The organism is Pseudomonas sp. FW300-N2A2 (assembly GCF_017351735.1).
Lineage (GTDB): Bacteria > Pseudomonadota > Gammaproteobacteria > Pseudomonadales > Pseudomonadaceae > Aquipseudomonas > Aquipseudomonas migulae.
In genome coordinates this window covers 82,656-102,085 of the sequence record NZ_JACNDU010000002.1, presented here as the reverse complement: position 1 = coordinate 102,085, position 19,430 = coordinate 82,656, and the positions used below count along the sequence as shown (strand labels likewise).

Genomic DNA, 19,430 nt, shown 5'->3' with positions numbered 1-19,430 from the left:
AACATGGGCATTTTTGACTGGAAACACTGGATCGTCATCCTGGTTGTTGTCGTGCTGGTGTTCGGCACCAAGAAACTGAAAAACCTCGGCACTGACGTCGGCGAATCGATCAAGGGCTTCAAGAAAGCCATGAACGACGACGAAAAACCCGCCGATCCGGCAGCGGCCCAACCGGTTCCGCCTGTTCAGCCACAGACCACCCAGTCCGTGAACCAGCCGCACACCATCGACGTGCAGGCGCAAAAAGTCGAAGAGCCGATCCGCAAAGACGTGTGAGCACTGACTAATGTTTGGTATCAGCTTCTCTGAACTGCTGCTCGTCGGCCTCGTGGCCCTGCTGGTGCTGGGCCCCGAGCGTCTGCCGGGTGCTGCGCGCACCGCCGGCCTGTGGGTCGGTCGCCTGAAGCGCAGCTTCAATGCGATCAAACAGGAAGTTGAGCGTGAAATCGGTGCCGATGAGATTCGTCGGCAACTGCACAACGAGCACATTCTGTCGCTGGAACAGGAGGCGCGGAAGATTTTCACGCCGACCCAGCAGGAAGCCACTCCGGTTCAGCCGGTGGCGGAGCAGACGACCCATGCATCGACGACAGAATCCGCGCCTGCTGCTGCGCCGACGGAAACCGTGAAAGCGGTGGAAGCGGTTGAAGCGGCGCCGGTCGTGGCGCATGCAGAACCCGTTGCTCCTGCCGCCGTGCCGACAACGCCGGCTCCTCACGACACCACTTTGCCGCCGCGAGCCTCATGAGCGATCTCCCAGAAAACGACCAGCACATGCCGCTGGTTTCGCACCTCACCGAGTTGCGTACCCGTCTGCTGCGCTGCGTAGCGGCGATCTTCATCATCTTCGCCGGGTTGTTTGCGTTCACCCAGCAGATCTACACCTTCGTCTCCACACCGCTGCGCCAGTATCTGCCAGTGGGCGCGACGATGATCGCCACCGACGTGTCGTCGCCGTTCCTGACGCCACTTAAGCTGACCATGATGGTGTCGCTGTTCCTGGCGATCCCGGTGATCCTGCATCAGATCTGGGGCTTCATTGCGCCGGGCCTGTACAAGCATGAAAAACGCATCGCGGTGCCGTTGCTGGTATCGAGCATCATGCTGTTTTATGCCGGCATGGCATTCGCCTATTACCTGGTATTCCCGCTGATCTTCAAATTCTTTGCCGCCGCCACCCCGGCCGGCGTGGAGATGATGACCGACATCAGCAGCTACCTCGACTTCGTCATGACGCTGTTCTTCGCCTTCGGCGTGGCGTTCGAGATTCCGGTGGCCGTGGTGCTGCTGGTGTGGATCGGCGTAGTCGACGTCAAATACCTGAAGAAAATCCGCCCGTACGTGATCATCGGCTGCTTCGTGGTCGGCATGATCCTGACGCCACCGGACATCTTCTCGCAGACGCTGCTGGCCGTACCGATGTGGCTGCTGTTTGAAATCGGCATCCTGTTCGGCGGCCTGATCAGCAAGCGCGGCGACCATCCGGACGACCAACCGGTTGACGATCACAACGACCAGCCGCCAGCGACCCAAGCGTGAACCTGCTGCTCCTCGAAGAGGCCGATTTCATTGCGGCCGACCGGGTGATCCTGCGTGATCGGCGGTTGACGCACATGCAGGAAGTCCATCGCTGTGAGGTGGGTGACAGCATGCGCGTCGGGCGTATCGGCGGTTTGATGGGCTCGGCCGAAGTACTGCGCCTGGACGCCGATGAAGCCGAACTGCGCGTCACCCTCGACCAACCGCCACCGACCAAGCTGCCGCTGACCCTGGTGCTGGCCCTGCCACGTCCCAAAATGCTGCGCCGGGTGTTTCAGACCGTGGCGGCCATGGGTGTGCCACGGATCGTGCTGGTGAACAGCTATCGCGTCGAGAAAAGCTTCTGGCAGACCCCGTTCCTGGAACCGGAAGCGATTCGCGAGCAACTGATCCTCGGCCTCGAACAGGCTCGGGACAGCGTGTTGCCTGAAATTGTCATCGAGAAGCGCTTCAAGCCGTTTGTCGAAGATCGACTGCCAGCGATTGCCGAAGGCACCCTTGGCCTGGTCGGCCATCCGGGCAACTACCCGCCCTGCCCCCGCGGCCTCGACGAGCAGGTCACGTTGGCTATCGGTCCGGAAGGCGGCTGGATCCCCTACGAAATCGACCTGCTGGCCAAGTCCGGCCTGCAACCGGTGCAGCTCGGCGAGCGCATCCTGCGCGTCGAGACCGCCGTCACCGCGCTGCTCGCCCGCCTCTTCTAGCCATTACGCTCCTACAGAATCCTGACCGCCTGCCGATACAGTTCCCATAAAACCAACTTGTGGTCCGTGGGAGTTGCAGCATGTACCGATGGCTAGCCGAGAAACTGGGGAACGTCAGCGTCAATCGCAAACTGGGTGTCGGCTTCGGTCTGGTGCTGCTGCTGACATTGTTGATCACCGTCACGGGCTGGACCGGCCTGAGTGACGTGGTGAATCGCGGCGACAAGCTCGGGTTTATTGCCAGCCTCAATGAACTGACCAAAGACCTGCGCCTGGCCCGCCTGGACTACGAAATGCGCCGTGGCGAACAAGGCCCTGGCGCCGTCAACGACCTGCTCGGCCAACTCGACACCGGTTTGAAAACCGCCCGCACACTGATCGAGCAACCTGCCGACGCAGCCATGGTCGATCAGCAACTGGCCGCGGTCAGCGAGTACAAACAAGCCTTCGCCGCCATGACCCAGGCCGGCGCCAACCGCGAAGATGCTCGCAGCAAACTCGGCGCCACGGCCGATAACGCCGTGGCGCGCGTGGGTGAAGTCGAGAAATCCTTGCTGCAAGGCGATAGCGTCGCCGATTTCAACAGCGTTATCGACCTGAGCAAACTGATCCAGCAAGCTCGCTTCCAGGTGCGCGGCTATACCTACAGCGGCAAGACCGAAGCCGAACAACCGGCGCTGGACGCCATCGACAATGCGCTGAAAAACCTCGAAAGCCTGCCGTCCAGATTGCCGGAGCAGCACATCGCCAACCTGCAACAGGCCGCCGACTCACTCAAAGCCTACCGCGCCGCCGTCAGCCAGTTCCGTGACTCCCAGGTCGCCAGCGCCGCCGCGCTGAAACGCATGGCCGATCAGGGCAACATCCTGTTAGACGTCAGCAAAAAGCTCACCGCCTCGCAAACCGTCATCCGTGACACTGACGCCGCGCACGCCAAGAACATGCTGTTACTGGCCACCGCCCTGGCGCTGGTCTTCGGCCTGTTCGCGGCATGGGCCATCACCCGGCAGATCGTCGTTCCGCTGGGCCAGACACTGAAAGTGGCCGAGCGCATCGCCGCCGGCGACCTGACCCAGAACCTCGTGTCCGAGCGTCAGGACGAACTCGGTCAGCTCCAGCGGGCGATGCAAAGCATGACCCTGGGCCTGCGCGAATTGATCGGCGGCATCAGCGATGGCGTCACGCAAATCGCCAGCGCCGCTGAAGAACTGTCCGCAGTCACCGAGCAGACCAGCGCCGGCGTCAACAGCCAGAAGGTCGAGACCGACCAGGTGGCGACCGCGATGAACGAAATGACCGCCACGGTGCAGGAAGTCGCACGTAACGCCGAAGAAGCCTCCGAAGCTGCGCTCGCCGCCGATCAGCAGGCCCGCGAAGGCGACAAGGTGGTCGGCGAAGCCATCGCTCAAATCGAACGCCTGGCCAAGGAAGTCGGCAACTCCACCGACGCCATGGGGCATCTCAAACGCGAAAGCGACAAGATCGGCAGTGTGCTCGACGTGATCAAATCCGTGGCTCAGCAAACCAACCTGCTGGCGCTCAACGCGGCCATTGAAGCCGCTCGCGCCGGTGAAGCCGGACGTGGTTTTGCGGTGGTCGCCGACGAAGTCCGCAGCCTGGCCCAGCGCACCCAGAAGTCCACCGAAGAAATCGAAGAGCTGATCGTCGGCCTGCAGAGCGGCACCCAGCAAGTCGCGACCATCATGGACAACAGCCGCACCCTGACCGACAGCAGCGTCGAACTGACCCGCCGCGCCGGTGGCTCGCTGGAAAGCATCACCCGCACCGTGTCGGCGATTCAGTCGATGAACCAGCAGATTGCCGCCGCTGCCGAACAGCAAAGCGCGGTGGCGGAAGAGATCAATCGCAGCGTGCTGAACGTGCGCGATGTGTCCGAGCAGACCTCGGCAGCCAGTGAAGAGACCGCGGCGTCCAGCGTTGAGCTGGCGCGGCTGGGGACGCATTTGCAGATGCTGGTGGGCAGGTTCAAGGTTTGAGGTGATTCATTTGCCTCGTTTCACTATGGACCGAGGTGATGCAATCGCCAGCAGGCTGGCTCCCACAGGGTTTGGTGTGAACACCACAAATCCACTGTGGGAGCTAGCCTGCTAGCGATTAGCGGCCCCAAGGCCGCTGCTTTTAAAGGACCTGACGAAGGAAGGCCTGCGCCCGCGGATCCTTCGGCGCATCGAAGAACTCGGCTGGCGAGGCGTCTTCCAGCAATTTGCCGTGATCGAAAAACAGCACCCGATCCGCCACTTCCCGCGCAAAGCCCATTTCGTGGGTCACGCAGACCATGGTCATGCCTTCCACGGCCAGGGTTTTCATCACATCCAGCACTTCGCCGACCATTTCCGGATCGAGCGCCGAAGTCGGCTCATCAAACAGCATGACCTTCGGCTCCATGGCCAATGCCCGTGCAATCGCCACGCGCTGCTGCTGACCGCCGGACAGGCGTGACGGAAACTCGTTGGCCTTCTGCGCAATGCCAACCTTTTCCAGCAATGCCAAGGCCTTGGCTTCACGCTCCTTCTTGCCGCGCTTGCGCACGACTTTCTGGGCGAGGCAGAGGTTTTCCAGCACGGTCATATGCGGGAACAAGTTGAAATGCTGGAACACCATGCCGACTTCGCGGCGGTAGGCATTCACGTCGGTTTTCGGATCGGCCAGTTGCAGGCCGTCGATGCTCACCGAGCCCGAGTCGAATTCTTCCAGGCCGTTGAGGCAGCGCAGGAAGGTCGATTTGCCGGAACCGGACGGACCGATCACCACCAATACTTCGCCCTTCGCCACTTGGGTGGAGACGTTGTCCACCGCGCGCACCACGTGGCCGCGAGTGTCGAAGACTTTTACCAGATCGCGGACTTCAATCACTTTGCGCGAGCCTCCGCTCAAGCCGGCTGGCGATTTTCGACAGCGGCAGGTTGATCAACAAGTACAGGCCAGCCACGCAGAACAGGATTTCGAATGGCGAAAACGAGGTAGTGATGACTTCGCGACCGCTTTTCAACAGCTCGGTAATCGCAATCACCGACACCAGCGAGGTGTCCTTGACCAGGCTGATGAACTGCCCGGCGAGCGGCGGCAGCACGCGTTTGAACGCTTGCGGCAGTACCACGTGGCGCATCGACTGACCCGCGCTCAAGCCCAGGGAGCGCGCAGCTTCGTTCTGGCCACGGGCGATGGATTGCACGCCGGAGCGGATGATTTCCGCCACGTAGGCACCGGTGAACAGCGACAGCGCGGCGATCCCGGCGAACTCCCGGGACAGGTTCATCACGGTGCCGATGAAGAAGTAGAAAATGAAAATCTGCACCAGCAGCGGCGTACCGCGCACCAGTTCGACGTAAATCGTCGAGAGGTCGCGCAGGGTCGGATTGTTCGAGAGACGGCACAAGCCCGTGGCGAGGCCGATCAGCAAGCCGAGCACGCCAGACACCACGGACAACCACAGGGTGGTCCAGAGCCCCCACATCAGCGGTCCGGCGGCCCAATGGCGAGTCACGCCGATCACGTCGCCTTCGGCCACATCATCGCCTTGGGCGACTTGCAGGCTGTTGTCGTCGACGGTCACGCGCTGCTCGTCACCCGCGTCGTTGCGCAACGTGACTTCAGCCTTGTCGCCTTTGCGCACCAGCTCGCTGACGGTGGAGATGTCGGCGGCGCGCTGGGACTCTTCGGCGTGGTAGGCGAAGTACTGCGGGACGCGGTTCCAGCGCCATTCGTAGGACATCAGCGAGGTGGCGTAATACAACGCGCCGGCCAGGCCGATCAGCACCAGCACGGTCAACACGTGCCAGGGCCATTGGGCTTTTTTCTGTTTCATTGCAGGTTCCGGGATTTGTGTTGCCTTGGAGGCCGTCATCGCCAGCAGGCTGGCTCCCACAGGGGAATGCATTTCATTGTGGGAGCCTGCCTGCTGGCGATTGAGGCGACGCGGTCTATCTGACCGGGCCTTATTCCATATCCTTCAACCAAGCGGTGTCTTTGAACCACTTGTCATGGATGCGATCGTAGGTGCCGTCTTCGTGGATCTGGTGCAGGAAGTTGTTGATGAAGTTGATGCTGTCGTAGTCACCCTTCTTCAGACCAAAGGCCAGCGGCTCGTAGGTGAACGGCTTGTCGAGGAACACCAGTTTGCCGTTGCCGACCTTGTTCACCGCCACGACGTTGTAAGGCGCGTCGTAGATGAAGGCGTCAGCCTTGCCGTTGACCACGTCGAGCACTGCTTCCTGCTCGTTGTCGTAGCCGTGGTACTTGGCTTTGGAGATCAGCTTCTTGGCGACCATCTCACCGGTGGTGCCGAGCTTGGAGGTGATGCGGTAGTCGGCGGTGTTCAGGTCTTTGTAGGACTTGATGGTGCCTTCCAGCTCTTTGCGAATCAGCAGCGTCTGGCCGACCACGATGAACGGTTCGCTGAAGTTCAGGCGCAGGTTGCGTTCCTGGGTCAGCGTCATGCCGCTGCCGATCATGTCGAACTTGTCAGTGAGCAGGGCCGGGATAATGCCGTCGTAGCCGGTGGACACCAGCTCCAGCTTGACGCCCATGGCCTTGGTCATGGCTTTGAGGATGTCGACTTCGAAGCCGATGATCTCGCCGCGCTTGTTGGTCATTTCGAACGGCATGTAGGTCGGGTCCATGCCGACTTTCAACGTGCCGCGCTTGACCGCGTCATCGATGGCACCGGCCTGCGCCGTGCTGACTGCAACCAATGCCGTGACGCCGACCAGCAGCATCGAGAGATACTTCTTCATCTTCATGTCCCCAAAACCAGTGCGTTATGAGGCGCGCAAACGGCGGCTCCCCTCAGGAAACGCATCGATACGGACAAAAATTATCCGGGCGCACCAATTCGGGGACGGATGCTAACGTACTCGCTCGTTTGCACAAGTGTTTGGGAACGATGAGGCAAAAAAAACCCCGCTTTCGCGGGGTTCTCTTTGTTATGCCAACTGCGGTTGTGCACTCAGCGGCTTGAGCGGCAGCAACGGCGCATGGGGATCGGATTTCACCGATTTGCGCCAGGCTTCCAGCCACTCGGGATGACCTTCGCTCCAGACCTGCTCATGCAAACGAGCCAGTGCTACCGGGTCGCTCAGTAGTTGTACACGCTCATTGTTGTTCAGACCGTCAGGCCCGACTTTCAATGCATGGCGAACTCGTTCGATCCGCAGCCATTCGATTGGCTCGGCCTGACCGTGGCGCGATGTCGCCAGCGAGCACGCCAAAGCGTTCTGCTGTGGATCGACCACCGACCGGATGAAGCCGTCTTTCAGCGCATGCCAACGGTTTTCATGGGTGTACTGGTCAGTTGCCAGCAACGCCTGTGGCGGATTGTATTCCTCAGGGATCAGGAACAGGCTCTCGTCACGGGACTTCAGGCCCAGGCCGACACGGCTGGAGATCACGGAAACCGGGATCGACAGCATCAACGAACCGACGATCGGCACCAGCCACCAGAGGAAGCTCGGGTTCAGCCAGATCACCAACAGGGCCCAGAAGAAGCCCAGCAGCGTTTGCGGACCGTGGCGCTTGACCGCTTCGCTCCATGGCGTGGAGTCGTCGTCACGTTGCGGCGAGTTCCAGGTCGCGGCCCAGCCGAGGAACGCGGCGAGTACGAAACGGGTGTGGAAAATCATCCGCACCGGCGCCAGCAACATGGAGAACAACATCTCCAGCAGCATCGACAGGGTCACCTTGAACTTGCCACCGAACTCTTTCGCGCCCTTGGCCCAGATCAGGATGATGCTCAACAGCTTCGGCAGGAACAGCAGCACGATAGTGGTCGAGAACAGCGCGATGGCCTTGTCCGGGTGCCATTGTGGCCACAGCGGGTAGAGCTGACGCGGTTCGAGGAAGTACTGCGGCTCCATCAGCGTGTTGACCGCCAGCAGCGCCGTCGACAGCACGAGGAAGAAGAACCACAACGGCGCCGACAGGTAAGACATCACGCCGGTGAGGAACACCGCACGGTGAACCGGGTGCATGCCCTTGACCAGGAACAGGCGGAAGTTCATCAGGTTACCGTGGCACCAGCGACGGTCACGCTTGAGTTCGTCCAGCAGGTTCGGCGGCAACTCTTCGTAGCTGCCCGGCAAGTCGTAGGCAATCCACACGCCCCAACCGGCACGGCGCATCAGCGCGGCTTCAACGAAGTCGTGGGACAGAATCGCGCCGGCGAACGCGCCTTTACCGGGCAACGGCGCCAGGGCGCAGTGCTCGATGAACGGCTTCATGCGGATAATCGCGTTGTGGCCCCAGTAGTGCGATTCGCCCAACTGCCAGAAGTGCAGACCGGCGGTGAACAGCGGACCGTACACGCGGGTCGCAAACTGCTGCATGCGCGCATAAAGAGTGTCCATGCCCGACGCACGTGGCGCGGTCTGGATGATCCCGGCGTCCGGCGTGGCTTCCATCAGGCGCACCAGACTGGTCAGGCATTCGCCGCTCATCACGGAGTCAGCGTCGAGCACGACCATGTACTTGTAGTCACCGCCCCAGCGACGGCAGAAGTCGTCGAGGTTGCCGCTTTTGCGTTTTACGCGACGGCGACGGCGGCGATAGAAGATCTTGCCGAAACCCTTGGCTTCGCGGCAGACGTCCAGCCAGGCCTGCTGTTCGGCGACGCAGATGTCGGCATCGTTACTGTCGCTGAGGACGAAGAAGTCGAAGCGGTCCAGGTCACCTGTGGCAGCGACCGACTCGAACGTCGCGCGCAGACCGGCAAACACCCGTGGCACGTCTTCGTTGCAGATCGGCATCACCAGTGCGGTGCGCGCGTCTTTGGGGATCGGCTCGTTGCCAGCACTTTTACCGGAGATGCGGTATTTATCGTGACCGGTGAGCAACTCGAGGAAGCCCATCAGCGCGGTCCAGAAACCGGCCGAGACCCAGCAGAACAGAATCCCGAACATGATCAGGATGGTGGTCTGCAGCGCGTACGGCAGTACTTGCGTGACGGTTTGCAGGAGCGGCTGATGCAGGACTTCGTTGAGGTCGACGAACGACCAGCCCTGGTACGGCATGATGCCTTTCATGTACCAGCCGGCAACGATGGTTTGACCGAGCATCAGTACCAGCAAGATGTAACGGCGGATCGAACCCACGGTGCGCCAGCGGGCCGCCGGCAGCACGTTCTCGTCTTTCGGCGGAGCCGGCGGGTTGGTGCGACCGGTCAGACGCCGCCAGCCACGCACCAGAATGTTGGTGCGCCACGGCTCCGGCACGACTTTGGTCCGGCGGATCGGCGGGGTTGCCTTGAGGCAAACACGACCGCTGGCGTCGAGCACCAGCATTTCCGCTTCTTCCAGCTCTTCAGCGGTGCTCAGGGTCAAGCGACGGCCGACCGAGGCTTGAGCAGCCTCGACCGGTGCATCGAACGTCGAGGACGACAGACGCTCGTGAAGTTCGCTGAACGACTTGCAGCCCGCGAGTTCCGCGCGCTGCTCGTCGGTCATCGGCAGATGCGCCAGATACTCGGCAAGAGTTTCTGGCTGGACTTGAGAATTACTCATCGGCAGGCAACTGATAGCTCCAGGTCTCGGTCAGGACTTCTTCAGTCGGTGCCGATTCCGGTGTGGCTGGGGCCGCGTCGGCAGCGACAGGCTGCTTGGCGTCTTTGTTGTTCGCCTTGTCCTTGGCATCTGCAACTGGCTTGGCTTCGGCCTGCTTGGCCTCGGCGGCCTTCGCGTCCTTGTCCGCTTTCTCCGCTTGCTTGGCGGCCACTTTGTCGGCCTTGGCAACGGAAGAGGTGGACGATGGGATCGAAGTCTTGGCCAGATCGGCAGGCACGATGTTCTGCACCAGTGCGGCACGCATCTCGGTGGACTTGCCCGGATCCTTGATCTTCATGCGCAGGGTCAGGCGCCAGCCCTTGGTTTCAGGGTTGTAGCGCACGCTGTTCTCGACCAGCTCGGCATTATCACCCACGCTGACCTGGCTGCGAACGTCTGTATCGGCCGGCAACGCTGCCAGGGACGGGCCTTCGAAATCCACCAGATAGGCAACGCTGCCGTCCGGCTGACGAATCAGGTTGGACTGCTTGACGTCGCCGGTGGAGCGCAAGGTCTGTTTGACCCAGGCGCTGTCCGGTGCGTGAATCGCCGCTTCGTCCATGGTCCAGTGCAGGCGGTAGCCGAATTCCAGCGGCTGACCAGGCTCAGGCAGTTTTTCCGGGCTCCAGAAGGCAACGATGTTGTCGTTGGTTTCATCGGCAGTCGGAATTTCGACCAGGTCGACAGAACCCTTGCCCCAATCGCCTTTTGGCTCGATCCAGGCACTTGGGCGCTTGTCGTAGCGGTCGTCGAGGTCTTCGTAGTGGCTGAAGTCACGGCCACGTTGCAGCAAGCCGAAACCGCGCGGGTTCTCGATCGAGAAGTTGCTCACCGCCAGGTGTTTCGGGTTGTTCAGCGGACGCCAGATCCACTCGCCGTTGCCGGCATGGATCGACAAGCCGCTGGAATCGTGCAGTTCGCGGCGGTAGTTCAGCACTTTCGACGGCTGGTTGGCGCCGAACAGGAACATGCTGGTCAGCGGCGCAACGCCAAGCTTGGTGACCTTGTCACGCAGGAACATCTGCGCCTTGACGTCGACAATGGTGTCGCTGCCCGGACGCAGGGTCAGGCGATAGGCACCGGTGGCGCGTGGCGAATCCAGCAGCGCGAAGATTACCAGGTGCTTGTCGCCCGGCTTCGGCTGTTGAATCCAGAACTCACGGAAACGCGGGAACTCTTCGCCGGACGGCAACGCGGTATCGATTGCCAGGCCGCGAGCGGACAAGCCATACGTGTGACCCTTGCCGACAACGCGGAAGTAACTCGCGCCCAGCATGGTCATGATTTCGTCTTGCTTGTCGGCCTTGTTGATCGGGTACAGCACACGGAAACCGGCATAACCCAGTTGTTCGGTGGCTTTAGGATCGAATTTCAGGTCGCCGAAATCGAAACGAGACGGGTCGTATTTGATCTCTTCGACGGTGTTGGCCGTGATTTCGTTGATTTTCACCGGAGTATCGAAATGCATACCCTGGTGATAGAACGAAAGCTTGAACGGGGTTTTCTGATCGGCCCATTCGGCTTTTTCGGTCAGGAAACGAATTTTCTGATAGTCCGCGAATTTCATCTCACGGAATTCGTTCGGCAGGTTACTGCGCGGGGCTTCGAATTTCTGCCCGGCCAGCTCTTTTGCCTTGACCGATACATCATCCAGATTGAATGCCCAAAGCTGGCCGGCGCCGAACAGGCAGAGCAGTGCAGAGCCCGCTACCAGTGCGCTTCGTAGCCGTTTGGCTGACAATCTTGGTGCATTACAGGGACTAACAATCACGAGCAACCCTCGCCGAAAACAGATCAAAAAACCAACGGCCAGTTAAAGGGCCTGTGAGGTAAACGGGATGAAAAACCCGTCCCTACAAACCACTCTTGCCAAGTTGGCGAGCATTGTTCCGACTCCTATGGGGCTAAATGATTCCCCAACAGGCCCAGGACAAGTCTCTACCTAAGTCAAAACGGACCAACGAACGCTGATCCCCGTAGCGCGCGATTATCTAGTAGGCCGCGTTACAACGCATCAGGCGCAACAAAGTATTTCTCGCGAAAACCCCCTGTTTTCAGTGAAAAAGCGCTTAAAAACTTGTTTCAAGCGCTTTCAGGTCTGTAACAGGAAGGTTACCGGGCCATCATTGACCAGGTGCACCTGCATATCCGCGCCGAATCTACCTGATGCCACTGTGCCATGCACCTGTTTCGCTTTCTCTAATAGATAGTCGAAAAGCTCCTCGCCCAGCGCCGGAGGGGCAGCGGTTGAAAAACTCGGGCGCAACCCGTTTTTGGTGTCGGCGGCCAGGGTGAACTGAGAGACCAGCAGCAACCCGCCCCCGACATCCGCCAGGGACAGATTCATCTTGCCCTCGGCGTCACTGAACACACGATAGTTAAGCAGCTTATGCAGAAGTTTGTCGGCGCTGGCCCGAGTGTCCTCGGGCTCGACCGCCACCAGTACCAGCAAACCCTGATCGACGGCACCGACCACCTCCCCCGCTACCTCGACGCGCGCGCCACGCACGCGCTGCAACAGGCCCTTCATGCTTCTGCTGGGGACAGGTCGAGCAGGCGCCGGGCCATCTGATCGGCGGCGCGTACCAAGGCATCGGTAATGCCGGGTTCGGAGGCGGCATGCCCGGCATCACGGATGACCTGCAGTTCACTGTTCGGCCAGTTCTGATGCAGTTCCCAGGCGTTATCCAGCGGGCAAATCACGTCGTAGCGACCGTGAACGATCACGCCCGGCAGATGGGCGATCTTGCCCATGTCGCGGATCAACTGATTCGGCTCAAGGAACGCATTGTTGGTGAAGTAGTGACATTCGATGCGCGCGATGGACAACGCCCGTTGCGGCTCGGAGAAACGATCAACCACCAACGGGTTCGGACGCAAGGTCGCGGTCCGCCCTTCCCAGGTAGACCAGGCTTTGGCCGCGTGCATCTGGGCGATCTGATCGTTGCCGGTCAGGCGCTTGTGGAAAGCGCCGAGCAAATCTTCGCGCTCATCCAGCGGGATCGGCGCAATGTAGTCTTGCCAGTAATCAGGAAACAGACGACTGGCGCCCGCCTGATAGAACCACTCGATTTCCTGCGGACGGCAGAGAAAAATCCCGCGCAGGATCAGACCGTGCACACGCTCCGGATGGGTTTGCGCGTAGGCCAGCGCCAGGGTCGAGCCCCACGAGCCACCGAACAGCACCCATTTATCGATGCCCAGATGCTGGCGAATCCGCTCAAGGTCGGCGACCAGATCCCAGGTGGTGTTGTTTTCCAGGCTGGCGTGGGGCGTGGATCGACCACAACCGCGCTGGTCGAAGGTGACGATGCGATACAGGTTCGGATCAAAAAAGCAGCGACTCTGTGCATCACACCCGGCACCGGGGCCGCCGTGGATGAACACCACCGGCAAACCTTCCGGTGAACCGCTTTCGTCTACATACAGGGTGTGGGTTTCATCGACAGCCAGATCGTGCCGGGCGTGGGGTTTGATCTGCGGGTACAAAGTCTGCATTGCGCGCTCCGTAAGGGGTCGAGGTCATCCCTGGGGGGACTTCTATTATTCTGCCGTTGGGCATCATAAACCCGATTTACGTCAATGAGCATGTCCATGCAGAGTCAGAGTTTTGCCACCCGTTTTTTTGCCAAATAGCCGAGCAGCGTTTCGTAGAGCGCATCGACCTCCGCGACCTGACCCCGCGCCCGCAGACAGCCATGAACCAGCCCTTCCCCGTAATAAAGCGTCGCGGCCACGCCCGCAGCGTTCAGGCGCTCGGCGTACAGCACGCCGTCATCGCGTAGCGGGTCGAACTGCGCCACCGCGATCAATGCCGGCGGCAATCCGCGCAAATCCCCGGCGAGCAACGGCATGGCATAGGTGCCAGGCGTTTGAGTGCCGCGCAAATACAAGGCGTGATAACAATCTACGTCACTGCTGCTGAGCAGAGGCGCGTCGCTGCATTCACTGCGTGAAGGCAAACGGTGATCGCCACCGAGGCCGGGATAGATCAGCACTTGCGCCGCCGGCAGTGGCTCACCCGCATCGCGCAGTGCCAGGCACAGCGCGGCGGCGAGATTGCCACCGGCGCTGTCGCCGGCCACCAGCGTACGTGCGGGGTCCAGTTGAAACGGCCCGGAGCGCAGCGCTCGCCAGACCTTCAGGCAGTCATCGAACGCCGCTGGAAACGGATGCTCCGGCGCCAGACGATAATCGACCGCGATCACCAACACGCCGAGCGTCGACGCCAGCTCGGCGCAGATGAAGTCGTGGGAATCCAGATCCCCCACCACCCAACCGCCGCCGTGCAGATACACAATGCACGGGCTACCGTCGGTCGATGGCAAAGCTGCGGGCTGATAGGACCGAATCGGTACACCGGCCAATACAAAATCCACTACGTATAGCCCGGCGGGACGCGGCGGGGTGAACGCCCGGCACATCTCGCTGTAGGCCTGGCGCAGTCCGGCGAGGCTGGTGTCGGTGGCGTTGAAGCTGACGGTTTTCTCGACGAATGCCGTCATTTGGTCAGAAAGGGGATAAGTTTCCATGGACCTGCCGCCGAGGATTTGTGACGAGTGGATAACCCTGTGGGAGCGAGCCTGCTCGCGATGGCAGTGGGTCAATCAGCATTAATTTTGACTGACCCACCGCCATCGCGAGCAGGCTCGCTCCTACAGGGGTTTTGCGGTGATGGTCAGTTTTTCAGGCTGGCTTGTACGGTGGCAACACCATCCTTGCCATCAAAACTGCTGACACCGGCCAACCAGCGCTGCAGGTCTTGCGGATGATCACGCAGCCACTGCCTGGCCACGTCCTGCGGCGTCTTGCGCTCCATGATCGGCACCATCAGCTGGCTTTCCTGGGCGGCGGTGAAGGTCAGGTTCTCCAGCAAGCGGTTCACGTTCGGGCAACGCTCGGCGTAGTCCGGAGACGTCACGGTGGAGACCGTCGCCGCGCCTTCGTTCGGCCCGTAAACATCTTCGCTGCCGGTCAGGTAAGCGATTTTCATGTTGATGTTCATCGGGTGCGGCGTCCAGCCGACGAACACCACGAACTCCTTGCGATTCACCGCCCGTTGCACGGCGGCAAGCATGCCGGCCTCACCGGACTCGATCAGTTTGAAATCCTTCAGGCCGAACTGATTGGACTCGATCATGGTTTTGATCGTGGTGTTGGCGCCACTGCCCGGCTCGATGCCGTAGATTTTGCCGCCGAGCTTGTCTTTGAATTTGGCGATATCGGAAAAGGTTTTCAGCCCCGCCTCGGCCACGTATTCCGGCACGGCGAGGGTTGCCTGGGCGTCGGCCAGGCTCGGTTTTTCCAGGACCTTCACTTGATTGGCGGCCAGGAACGGCGCGATGTTTTTGTCCATCGCCGGTTTCCAGTAACCGAGGAAGATGTCCAGGCGCTTGTCGCGGATGCCGGCGAAGATGATTTGCTGCACGGCGCTGGTTTGCTTGCTTTCGTAGCCAAGGCCGTTGAGCAACACGTCGGCCATGCCGCTGGTGGCGATGACGTCGGTCCAGTTGACCACGCCCATGCGCACGGCTTTGCAGGAAGCATCGTCACTGGCCAGAACAGGGGTGCTCAGAAGAGCGGTACCGCAGAGGATTGAGAGACAGCAGGTCAACAGTCTTTTCATTGGGAATGATCTCGTGCGGCAGAATTATTATGGGTCCGGTGTCTTGATGCACCGTGTCCAGAACATTACGCAGCGTCGAGAGGGTAAAAGCGAACTGTGGCGACCGAGATTTGCACGGTGGCGACTAAAGTGAACGCGTTACCTGTGGGAGCGGCGGTGCGACGATTCGACTTGCTCGCGAAAGCGGTGTGTCAGTCGACATCAATGGTGTCTGACACACCGCCTTCGCGAGCAAGCCCGCTCCCACCAGGGTCAGACGTTGTAGTGTTTTTGGCCCCAGGCCAGCAGCCCTTGCAGCAGCTCCTTGAGCACCACTTGCGTCGGCTCTGCCAGGTCCGGGCGATAACGGAACGGCTCGAACTCTTCCATGTACGTGCACTGGCCCAACTCCAGTTGCACGGCGTGGATGTTTTGCGCCGGATTGCCATAGTGCCGGGTGATGTGGCCGCCCTTGAAGCGCCCGTTCAGCACATGGCTGTAATCGGTGTGCCTGGCGCAGATCGCTTCCAGTTGAGTCGCCAACTGTGGATCGCAACTGGCGCCGTTGAACGTGCCGAGGTTGAAGTCCGGCAGTTTGCCGTCGAACAGGTGCGGGATGATCGAGCGGATCGAGTGCGCATCAAACAGCAATGCATAGCCGAATTCGGCTTTCATACGAGCCAGCTCGTTCTGCAACGTGCTGTGGTACGGCGTCCAGACCTGCTCCAGATACGCCGCACGCTCAGCCGCCGACGGTTCCATGCCTTCACGGAACAACGGAATGCCGTCGAACAGCGTCGCCGGGTACAAACCGGTGGTGGCGCCGACGTACAACGGTTTGTCGTCCGAAGGCCGGTTCAGGTCGATGACAAACCGCGAGTACTCGGCAGCCAGGGTGCTGGCGCCCAGTTCGGCAGCGAATTCGTAGAGTTTCGGGATATGCCAGTCAGTGTCCGGCAGGCTTTTCGCGTCGGGGATCAACCCGGCTTCAACCGCCGGGGTCAGGCGCACGCCGGCGTGGGGCATGCTGATCAGCAGCGGCACGCGGCCTTGTTTGAAGTTCAGAACCTTATCCACAACTGCTCTCCTAAACGCTTGTTTCGACGCCGTGACGCACGACGCGTTTTTCCAGGTCACCGCCCAGCCAGTACGACAGGTCGGCGGGACGATCGATTTGCCAGGCGACGAAGTCAGCGACCTTGCCGGCTTCCAGCGAACCATGGGTGTCGGCCATGCCCAGCGCGGTGGCGGCATGAATCGTCGCACCGGCCAGGGCTTCTTCCGGGGTCATGCGGAAACAGGTGCAAGCCATGTTCAGCATCAAGCGCAGCGACAGCGCCGGCGAAGTGCCGGGGTTAAGGTCGCTGGCGATGGCGATTTTCACCCCGTGTTTGCGCAACGCATCCATCGGCGGCAATTGGGTTTCACGCAGGAAGTAGAACGCGCCGGGCAGCAACACGGCGACCGTGCCGGACGCGGCCATGGCGATGGCGTCTTCTTCGGTCATGAATTCCAGGTGATCGGCGGACAGAGCGTGATAACGCGCCGCCAGGCTCGAACCGTGCAATGACGACAGTTGCTCGGCATGCAGCTTCACCGGCAAGCCCAGTTTTTGCGCAGTGACGAACACGCGCTCGACCTGTGCCGGCGAGAACGCCAGGTATTCGCAAAACGCATCCACCGCATCCACCAGCCCTTCGGCGGCCAGGGCCGGGAGCATCTCGGCGCAGATGTGATCGATGTAGTCGTCGGCGCGATCCTTGTATTCCGGCGGCAAAGCGTGGGCCGCCAGGCAGGTGCTGCGCACACTGATCGGCAGTTCGGCCCCGAGACGGCGGGCCACGCGCAGCATCTTGCGTTCGTTGGCCAGGTCGAGACCGTAGCCGGATTTGATTTCGATGCTGGTCACGCCATCGCGCATCAAACTCTTCAACCGCTTGGCGGCGCTGGCGAACAACTCGTCTTCACTGGCCGCGCGCGTGGCGCGCACGGTGCTGGCGATGCCGCCGCCGGCCGCGGCGATTTCCGCATAGCTGACGCCTTGCAGACGCTGTTCGAATTCACCGCTGCGGTTACCGCCAAACACCGTGTGGGTGTGGCAGTCGATCAGGCCCGGCGTAACCCAGGCCCCGTTCAAATCGTTGACGGCCGGGTATTCACCCGCCGGCAGTTCAGCACGTGGGCCGATCCACTCAATGTGCGCACCGGACGTCACGATGGCCGCGTCCTCGATGATCGAGTAGACGCCTTGCGCCATGGTTGCGACGTGGCAGTGTTGCCAGAGAGTTTTCATCCCGTAATCTCCACAATGTTCAAAATCGGTTCGCGGGCAAGCCTCGCTCCTACAAGGTAGGAGCGAGGCTTGCCCGCGAAGAGGCCATCACAGACTAGGCAGCAACTTCGCCGATACCAGTTCATTCAGGCAACGCGTCGCCAACAACTCGCTGGCCGCATTGATGTCCGGCGCAAAGAAGCGGTCCTTCTCATAGAACGGCACTTCTTTACGCAGAATCGCCCGAACCTTTTCCAGTTTTGGCGAGGTCTTCAGACCTTCACGCAGGTCAAGGCCTTGAGCCGCGGCCAACCATTCCACCGCCAGAACGCCGCGGGTGTTTTCCGCCATTTCCCACAGACGCTTGCCGGCAGCCGGAGCCATCGACACGTGGTCTTCCTGGTTGGCGGAGGTCGGCAGGCTGTCCACCGAATGCGGATGGGACAACGCCTTGTTCTCGCTGGCGAGTGCCGCAGCGGTCACCTGGGCGATCATGAAACCGGAGTTCACGCCGCCATTGGCCACCAGGAACGGCGGCAGTTGCGACATGTGCTTGTCCATCATCAGCGAGATGCGGCGTTCGCTCAGCGAGCCGATTTCAGCGATGGCCAGGGCCATGTTGTCGGCGGCCATCGCGACAGGTTCGGCGTGGAAGTTACCGCCAGAGATCACGTCACCTTCAGCAGCGAACACCAGCGGGTTATCCGAAACGGCGTTGGCTTCGACGGCCAAGACTTCGGCAGCCTGACGGAACTGGGTCAGGCAGGCGCCCATGACTTGCGGCTGGCAGCGCAGGGAGTACGGGTCCTGGACCTTTTCGCAGTTCTCGTGCGAATCGGACACTTCACTGCGCTCGCCCAGCAAGTCGCGGTAAGCGGCAGCGGCGTCGATCTGGCCTTTCTGGCCACGGGCGGCGTGGATGCGGGCGTCGAACGGCGAGCGCGAACCCAGCACCGCTTCGACGGTCAGGCCGCCCAGAGCCAGGGCGCCCGCGAACAGATCTTCACCTTCAAACAGACCACGCAGCGCGTAAGCGGTGGACACCTGAGTACCGTTGAGCAGCGCCAGGCCTTCTTTCGCGGCCAGGGTCAGCGGGGTCAGACCGGCGACTTTCAGCGCTTCGGTCGCTTCCATCCACTCGCCTTTGTAACGAGCCTTGCCTTCACCCAGCAGCACCAGCGACATGTGGGCCAATGGCGCCAGGTCGCCGGAGGCACCGACCGAACCTTTCAATGGAATGTGCGGGTAAACCTCGGCGTTGATCAGGGCGATCAGCGCGTCGATGACCACGCGACGAATACCGGAGAAACCACGGCTCAGGCTGTTGACCTTGAGCACCATGACCAGACGCACCAACGCGTCGCTGATCGGCTCGCCGACGCCGGCAGCGTGGGACAGCACCAGCGAGCGCTGCAGGTTTTCCAGGTCTTCGCTGGCGATGCGGGTCGAGGCCAGCAGGCCGAAACCGGTGTTGATGCCGTAAGCGGTACGGTTCTCGGCGAGGATCTGTTCCACGCAGGCAACGCTGGCTTCGATCTGGGCAGCAGCGCTGTTATCGAGGGTGATTTTGACCGGTTGCTGATAGACATCACGCAGTTGGGCAAGGCTCAGTTGGCCGGGGATCAGGTTTAGTGCAGTCATTTTGTGCTCCTTTTGAGAGTTTTTATTCTTCATAAACGAAGAAGACTCACCAGACGCTCCGGAGATATCCGTTGTCCGTCGCGACTCGCTTTTTGGGAGCCGCGCCTTGGCACGTT

17 protein-coding genes and 1 pseudogene are annotated in these 19,430 nt (G+C 60.9%); 6 read left to right on the top strand and 12 right to left on the bottom strand.

The features are described 5' to 3' along the window. Window positions 1–3: 3 nt before the first annotated feature. The 6 genes and pseudogenes from J4E42_RS04080 to J4E42_RS29660 all read left to right on the top strand — a co-directional run bounded on the left by J4E42_RS04080 (window position 4) and on the right by J4E42_RS29660 (window position 4,240). Entirely contained in the window at window positions 4–276 is a 273-nt protein-coding gene (locus J4E42_RS04080) for a twin-arginine translocase TatA/TatE family subunit (RefSeq protein ID WP_008025233.1), read from the top strand. 10 nt (window positions 277–286) lie between these two features. Beyond that, the gene (gene tatB / locus J4E42_RS04075; protein ID WP_207284668.1) at window positions 287–748 is read left to right on the top strand and encodes a Sec-independent protein translocase protein TatB; all 462 of its coding nucleotides are present in this window, start codon (window positions 287–289) and stop codon (window positions 746–748) included. Continuing rightward, complete coding sequence (gene tatC, locus J4E42_RS04070; RefSeq protein WP_008025235.1) at window positions 745–1,539, top strand: twin-arginine translocase subunit TatC; 795 nt, start codon at window positions 745–747, stop codon at window positions 1,537–1,539. The genes tatB and tatC overlap by 4 nt, the downstream gene beginning before the upstream one ends. Then, window positions 1,536–2,243: a 16S rRNA (uracil(1498)-N(3))-methyltransferase gene (locus tag J4E42_RS04065; protein WP_207284667.1), complete on the top strand. Its 708-nt coding sequence runs from the start codon at window positions 1,536–1,538 to the stop codon at window positions 2,241–2,243. Before tatC ends, J4E42_RS04065 begins: the two co-directional genes overlap by 4 nt. A gap of 80 nt (window positions 2,244–2,323) precedes the next feature. Next, window positions 2,324–3,382: pseudogene (locus tag J4E42_RS29665) on the top strand (methyl-accepting chemotaxis protein); the annotation flags it as partial. Further along, a complete protein-coding gene (locus J4E42_RS29660) occupies window positions 3,368–4,240 on the top strand; it encodes a methyl-accepting chemotaxis protein (protein ID WP_404943240.1) in 873 nt (290 codons plus the stop codon). The pseudogene J4E42_RS29665 and the gene J4E42_RS29660, both read left to right, overlap by 15 nt. A gap of 142 nt (window positions 4,241–4,382) precedes the next feature. On the opposite strand, the gene J4E42_RS04055 is transcribed toward J4E42_RS29660, so the two are convergent. From J4E42_RS04055 to hutH, 12 genes are all read right to left on the bottom strand, one after another. Next, window positions 4,383–5,117, bottom strand: a complete 735-nt coding sequence (locus J4E42_RS04055) for an amino acid ABC transporter ATP-binding protein (RefSeq protein WP_008025241.1) — start codon at window positions 5,115–5,117, stop codon at window positions 4,383–4,385. Further along, entirely contained in the window at window positions 5,110–6,069 is a 960-nt protein-coding gene (locus J4E42_RS04050) for an amino acid ABC transporter permease (RefSeq protein WP_008025242.1), read from the bottom strand. Before J4E42_RS04050 ends, J4E42_RS04055 begins: the two co-directional genes overlap by 8 nt. Before the next feature lie 130 nt (window positions 6,070–6,199). Next, window positions 6,200–6,997, bottom strand: coding sequence for a transporter substrate-binding domain-containing protein (locus tag J4E42_RS04045; protein WP_008041897.1), 798 nt, complete (start codon window positions 6,995–6,997; stop codon window positions 6,200–6,202). Between the two features lie 189 nt (window positions 6,998–7,186). Next, the gene (mdoH, locus tag J4E42_RS04040) at window positions 7,187–9,757 is read right to left on the bottom strand and encodes a glucans biosynthesis glucosyltransferase MdoH (RefSeq protein WP_032832668.1); all 2,571 of its coding nucleotides are present in this window, start codon (window positions 9,755–9,757) and stop codon (window positions 7,187–7,189) included. Beyond that, window positions 9,750–11,567, bottom strand: a complete 1,818-nt coding sequence (locus J4E42_RS04035) for a glucan biosynthesis protein G (RefSeq protein ID WP_192226841.1) — start codon at window positions 11,565–11,567, stop codon at window positions 9,750–9,752. The genes mdoH and J4E42_RS04035 overlap by 8 nt, the downstream gene beginning before the upstream one ends. Before the next feature lie 321 nt (window positions 11,568–11,888). Next, window positions 11,889–12,326 carry a D-aminoacyl-tRNA deacylase gene (gene dtd / locus J4E42_RS04030; protein ID WP_008025248.1) on the bottom strand — a complete coding sequence of 146 codons (438 nt, stop codon included), beginning with the start codon at window positions 12,324–12,326 and terminating at the stop codon, window positions 11,889–11,891. After that, entirely contained in the window at window positions 12,323–13,294 is a 972-nt protein-coding gene (gene pip / locus J4E42_RS04025) for a prolyl aminopeptidase (RefSeq protein WP_008025251.1), read from the bottom strand. The genes dtd and pip overlap by 4 nt, the downstream gene beginning before the upstream one ends. A 104-nt stretch (window positions 13,295–13,398) precedes the next feature. Further along, entirely contained in the window at window positions 13,399–14,328 is a 930-nt protein-coding gene (locus J4E42_RS04020) for an alpha/beta hydrolase (protein ID WP_207284665.1), read from the bottom strand. 146 nt (window positions 14,329–14,474) lie between these two features. Beyond that, window positions 14,475–15,422 carry a choline ABC transporter substrate-binding protein gene (locus tag J4E42_RS04015; protein WP_207284664.1) on the bottom strand — a complete coding sequence of 316 codons (948 nt, stop codon included), beginning with the start codon at window positions 15,420–15,422 and terminating at the stop codon, window positions 14,475–14,477. A gap of 252 nt (window positions 15,423–15,674) precedes the next feature. Beyond that, window positions 15,675–16,478, bottom strand: a complete 804-nt coding sequence (gene hutG / locus J4E42_RS04010) for an N-formylglutamate deformylase (RefSeq protein WP_207284663.1) — start codon at window positions 16,476–16,478, stop codon at window positions 15,675–15,677. Between the two features lie 10 nt (window positions 16,479–16,488). Then, window positions 16,489–17,694, bottom strand: a complete 1,206-nt coding sequence (hutI, locus tag J4E42_RS04005; RefSeq protein ID WP_192226838.1) for an imidazolonepropionase — start codon at window positions 17,692–17,694, stop codon at window positions 16,489–16,491. An 87-nt stretch (window positions 17,695–17,781) separates the two neighbouring features. Continuing rightward, on the bottom strand, window positions 17,782–19,314 hold the full coding sequence (gene hutH / locus J4E42_RS04000; protein ID WP_207284662.1) for a histidine ammonia-lyase: 1,533 nt from the start codon (window positions 19,312–19,314) through the stop codon (window positions 17,782–17,784). Window positions 19,315–19,430: the final 116 nt, after the last annotated feature.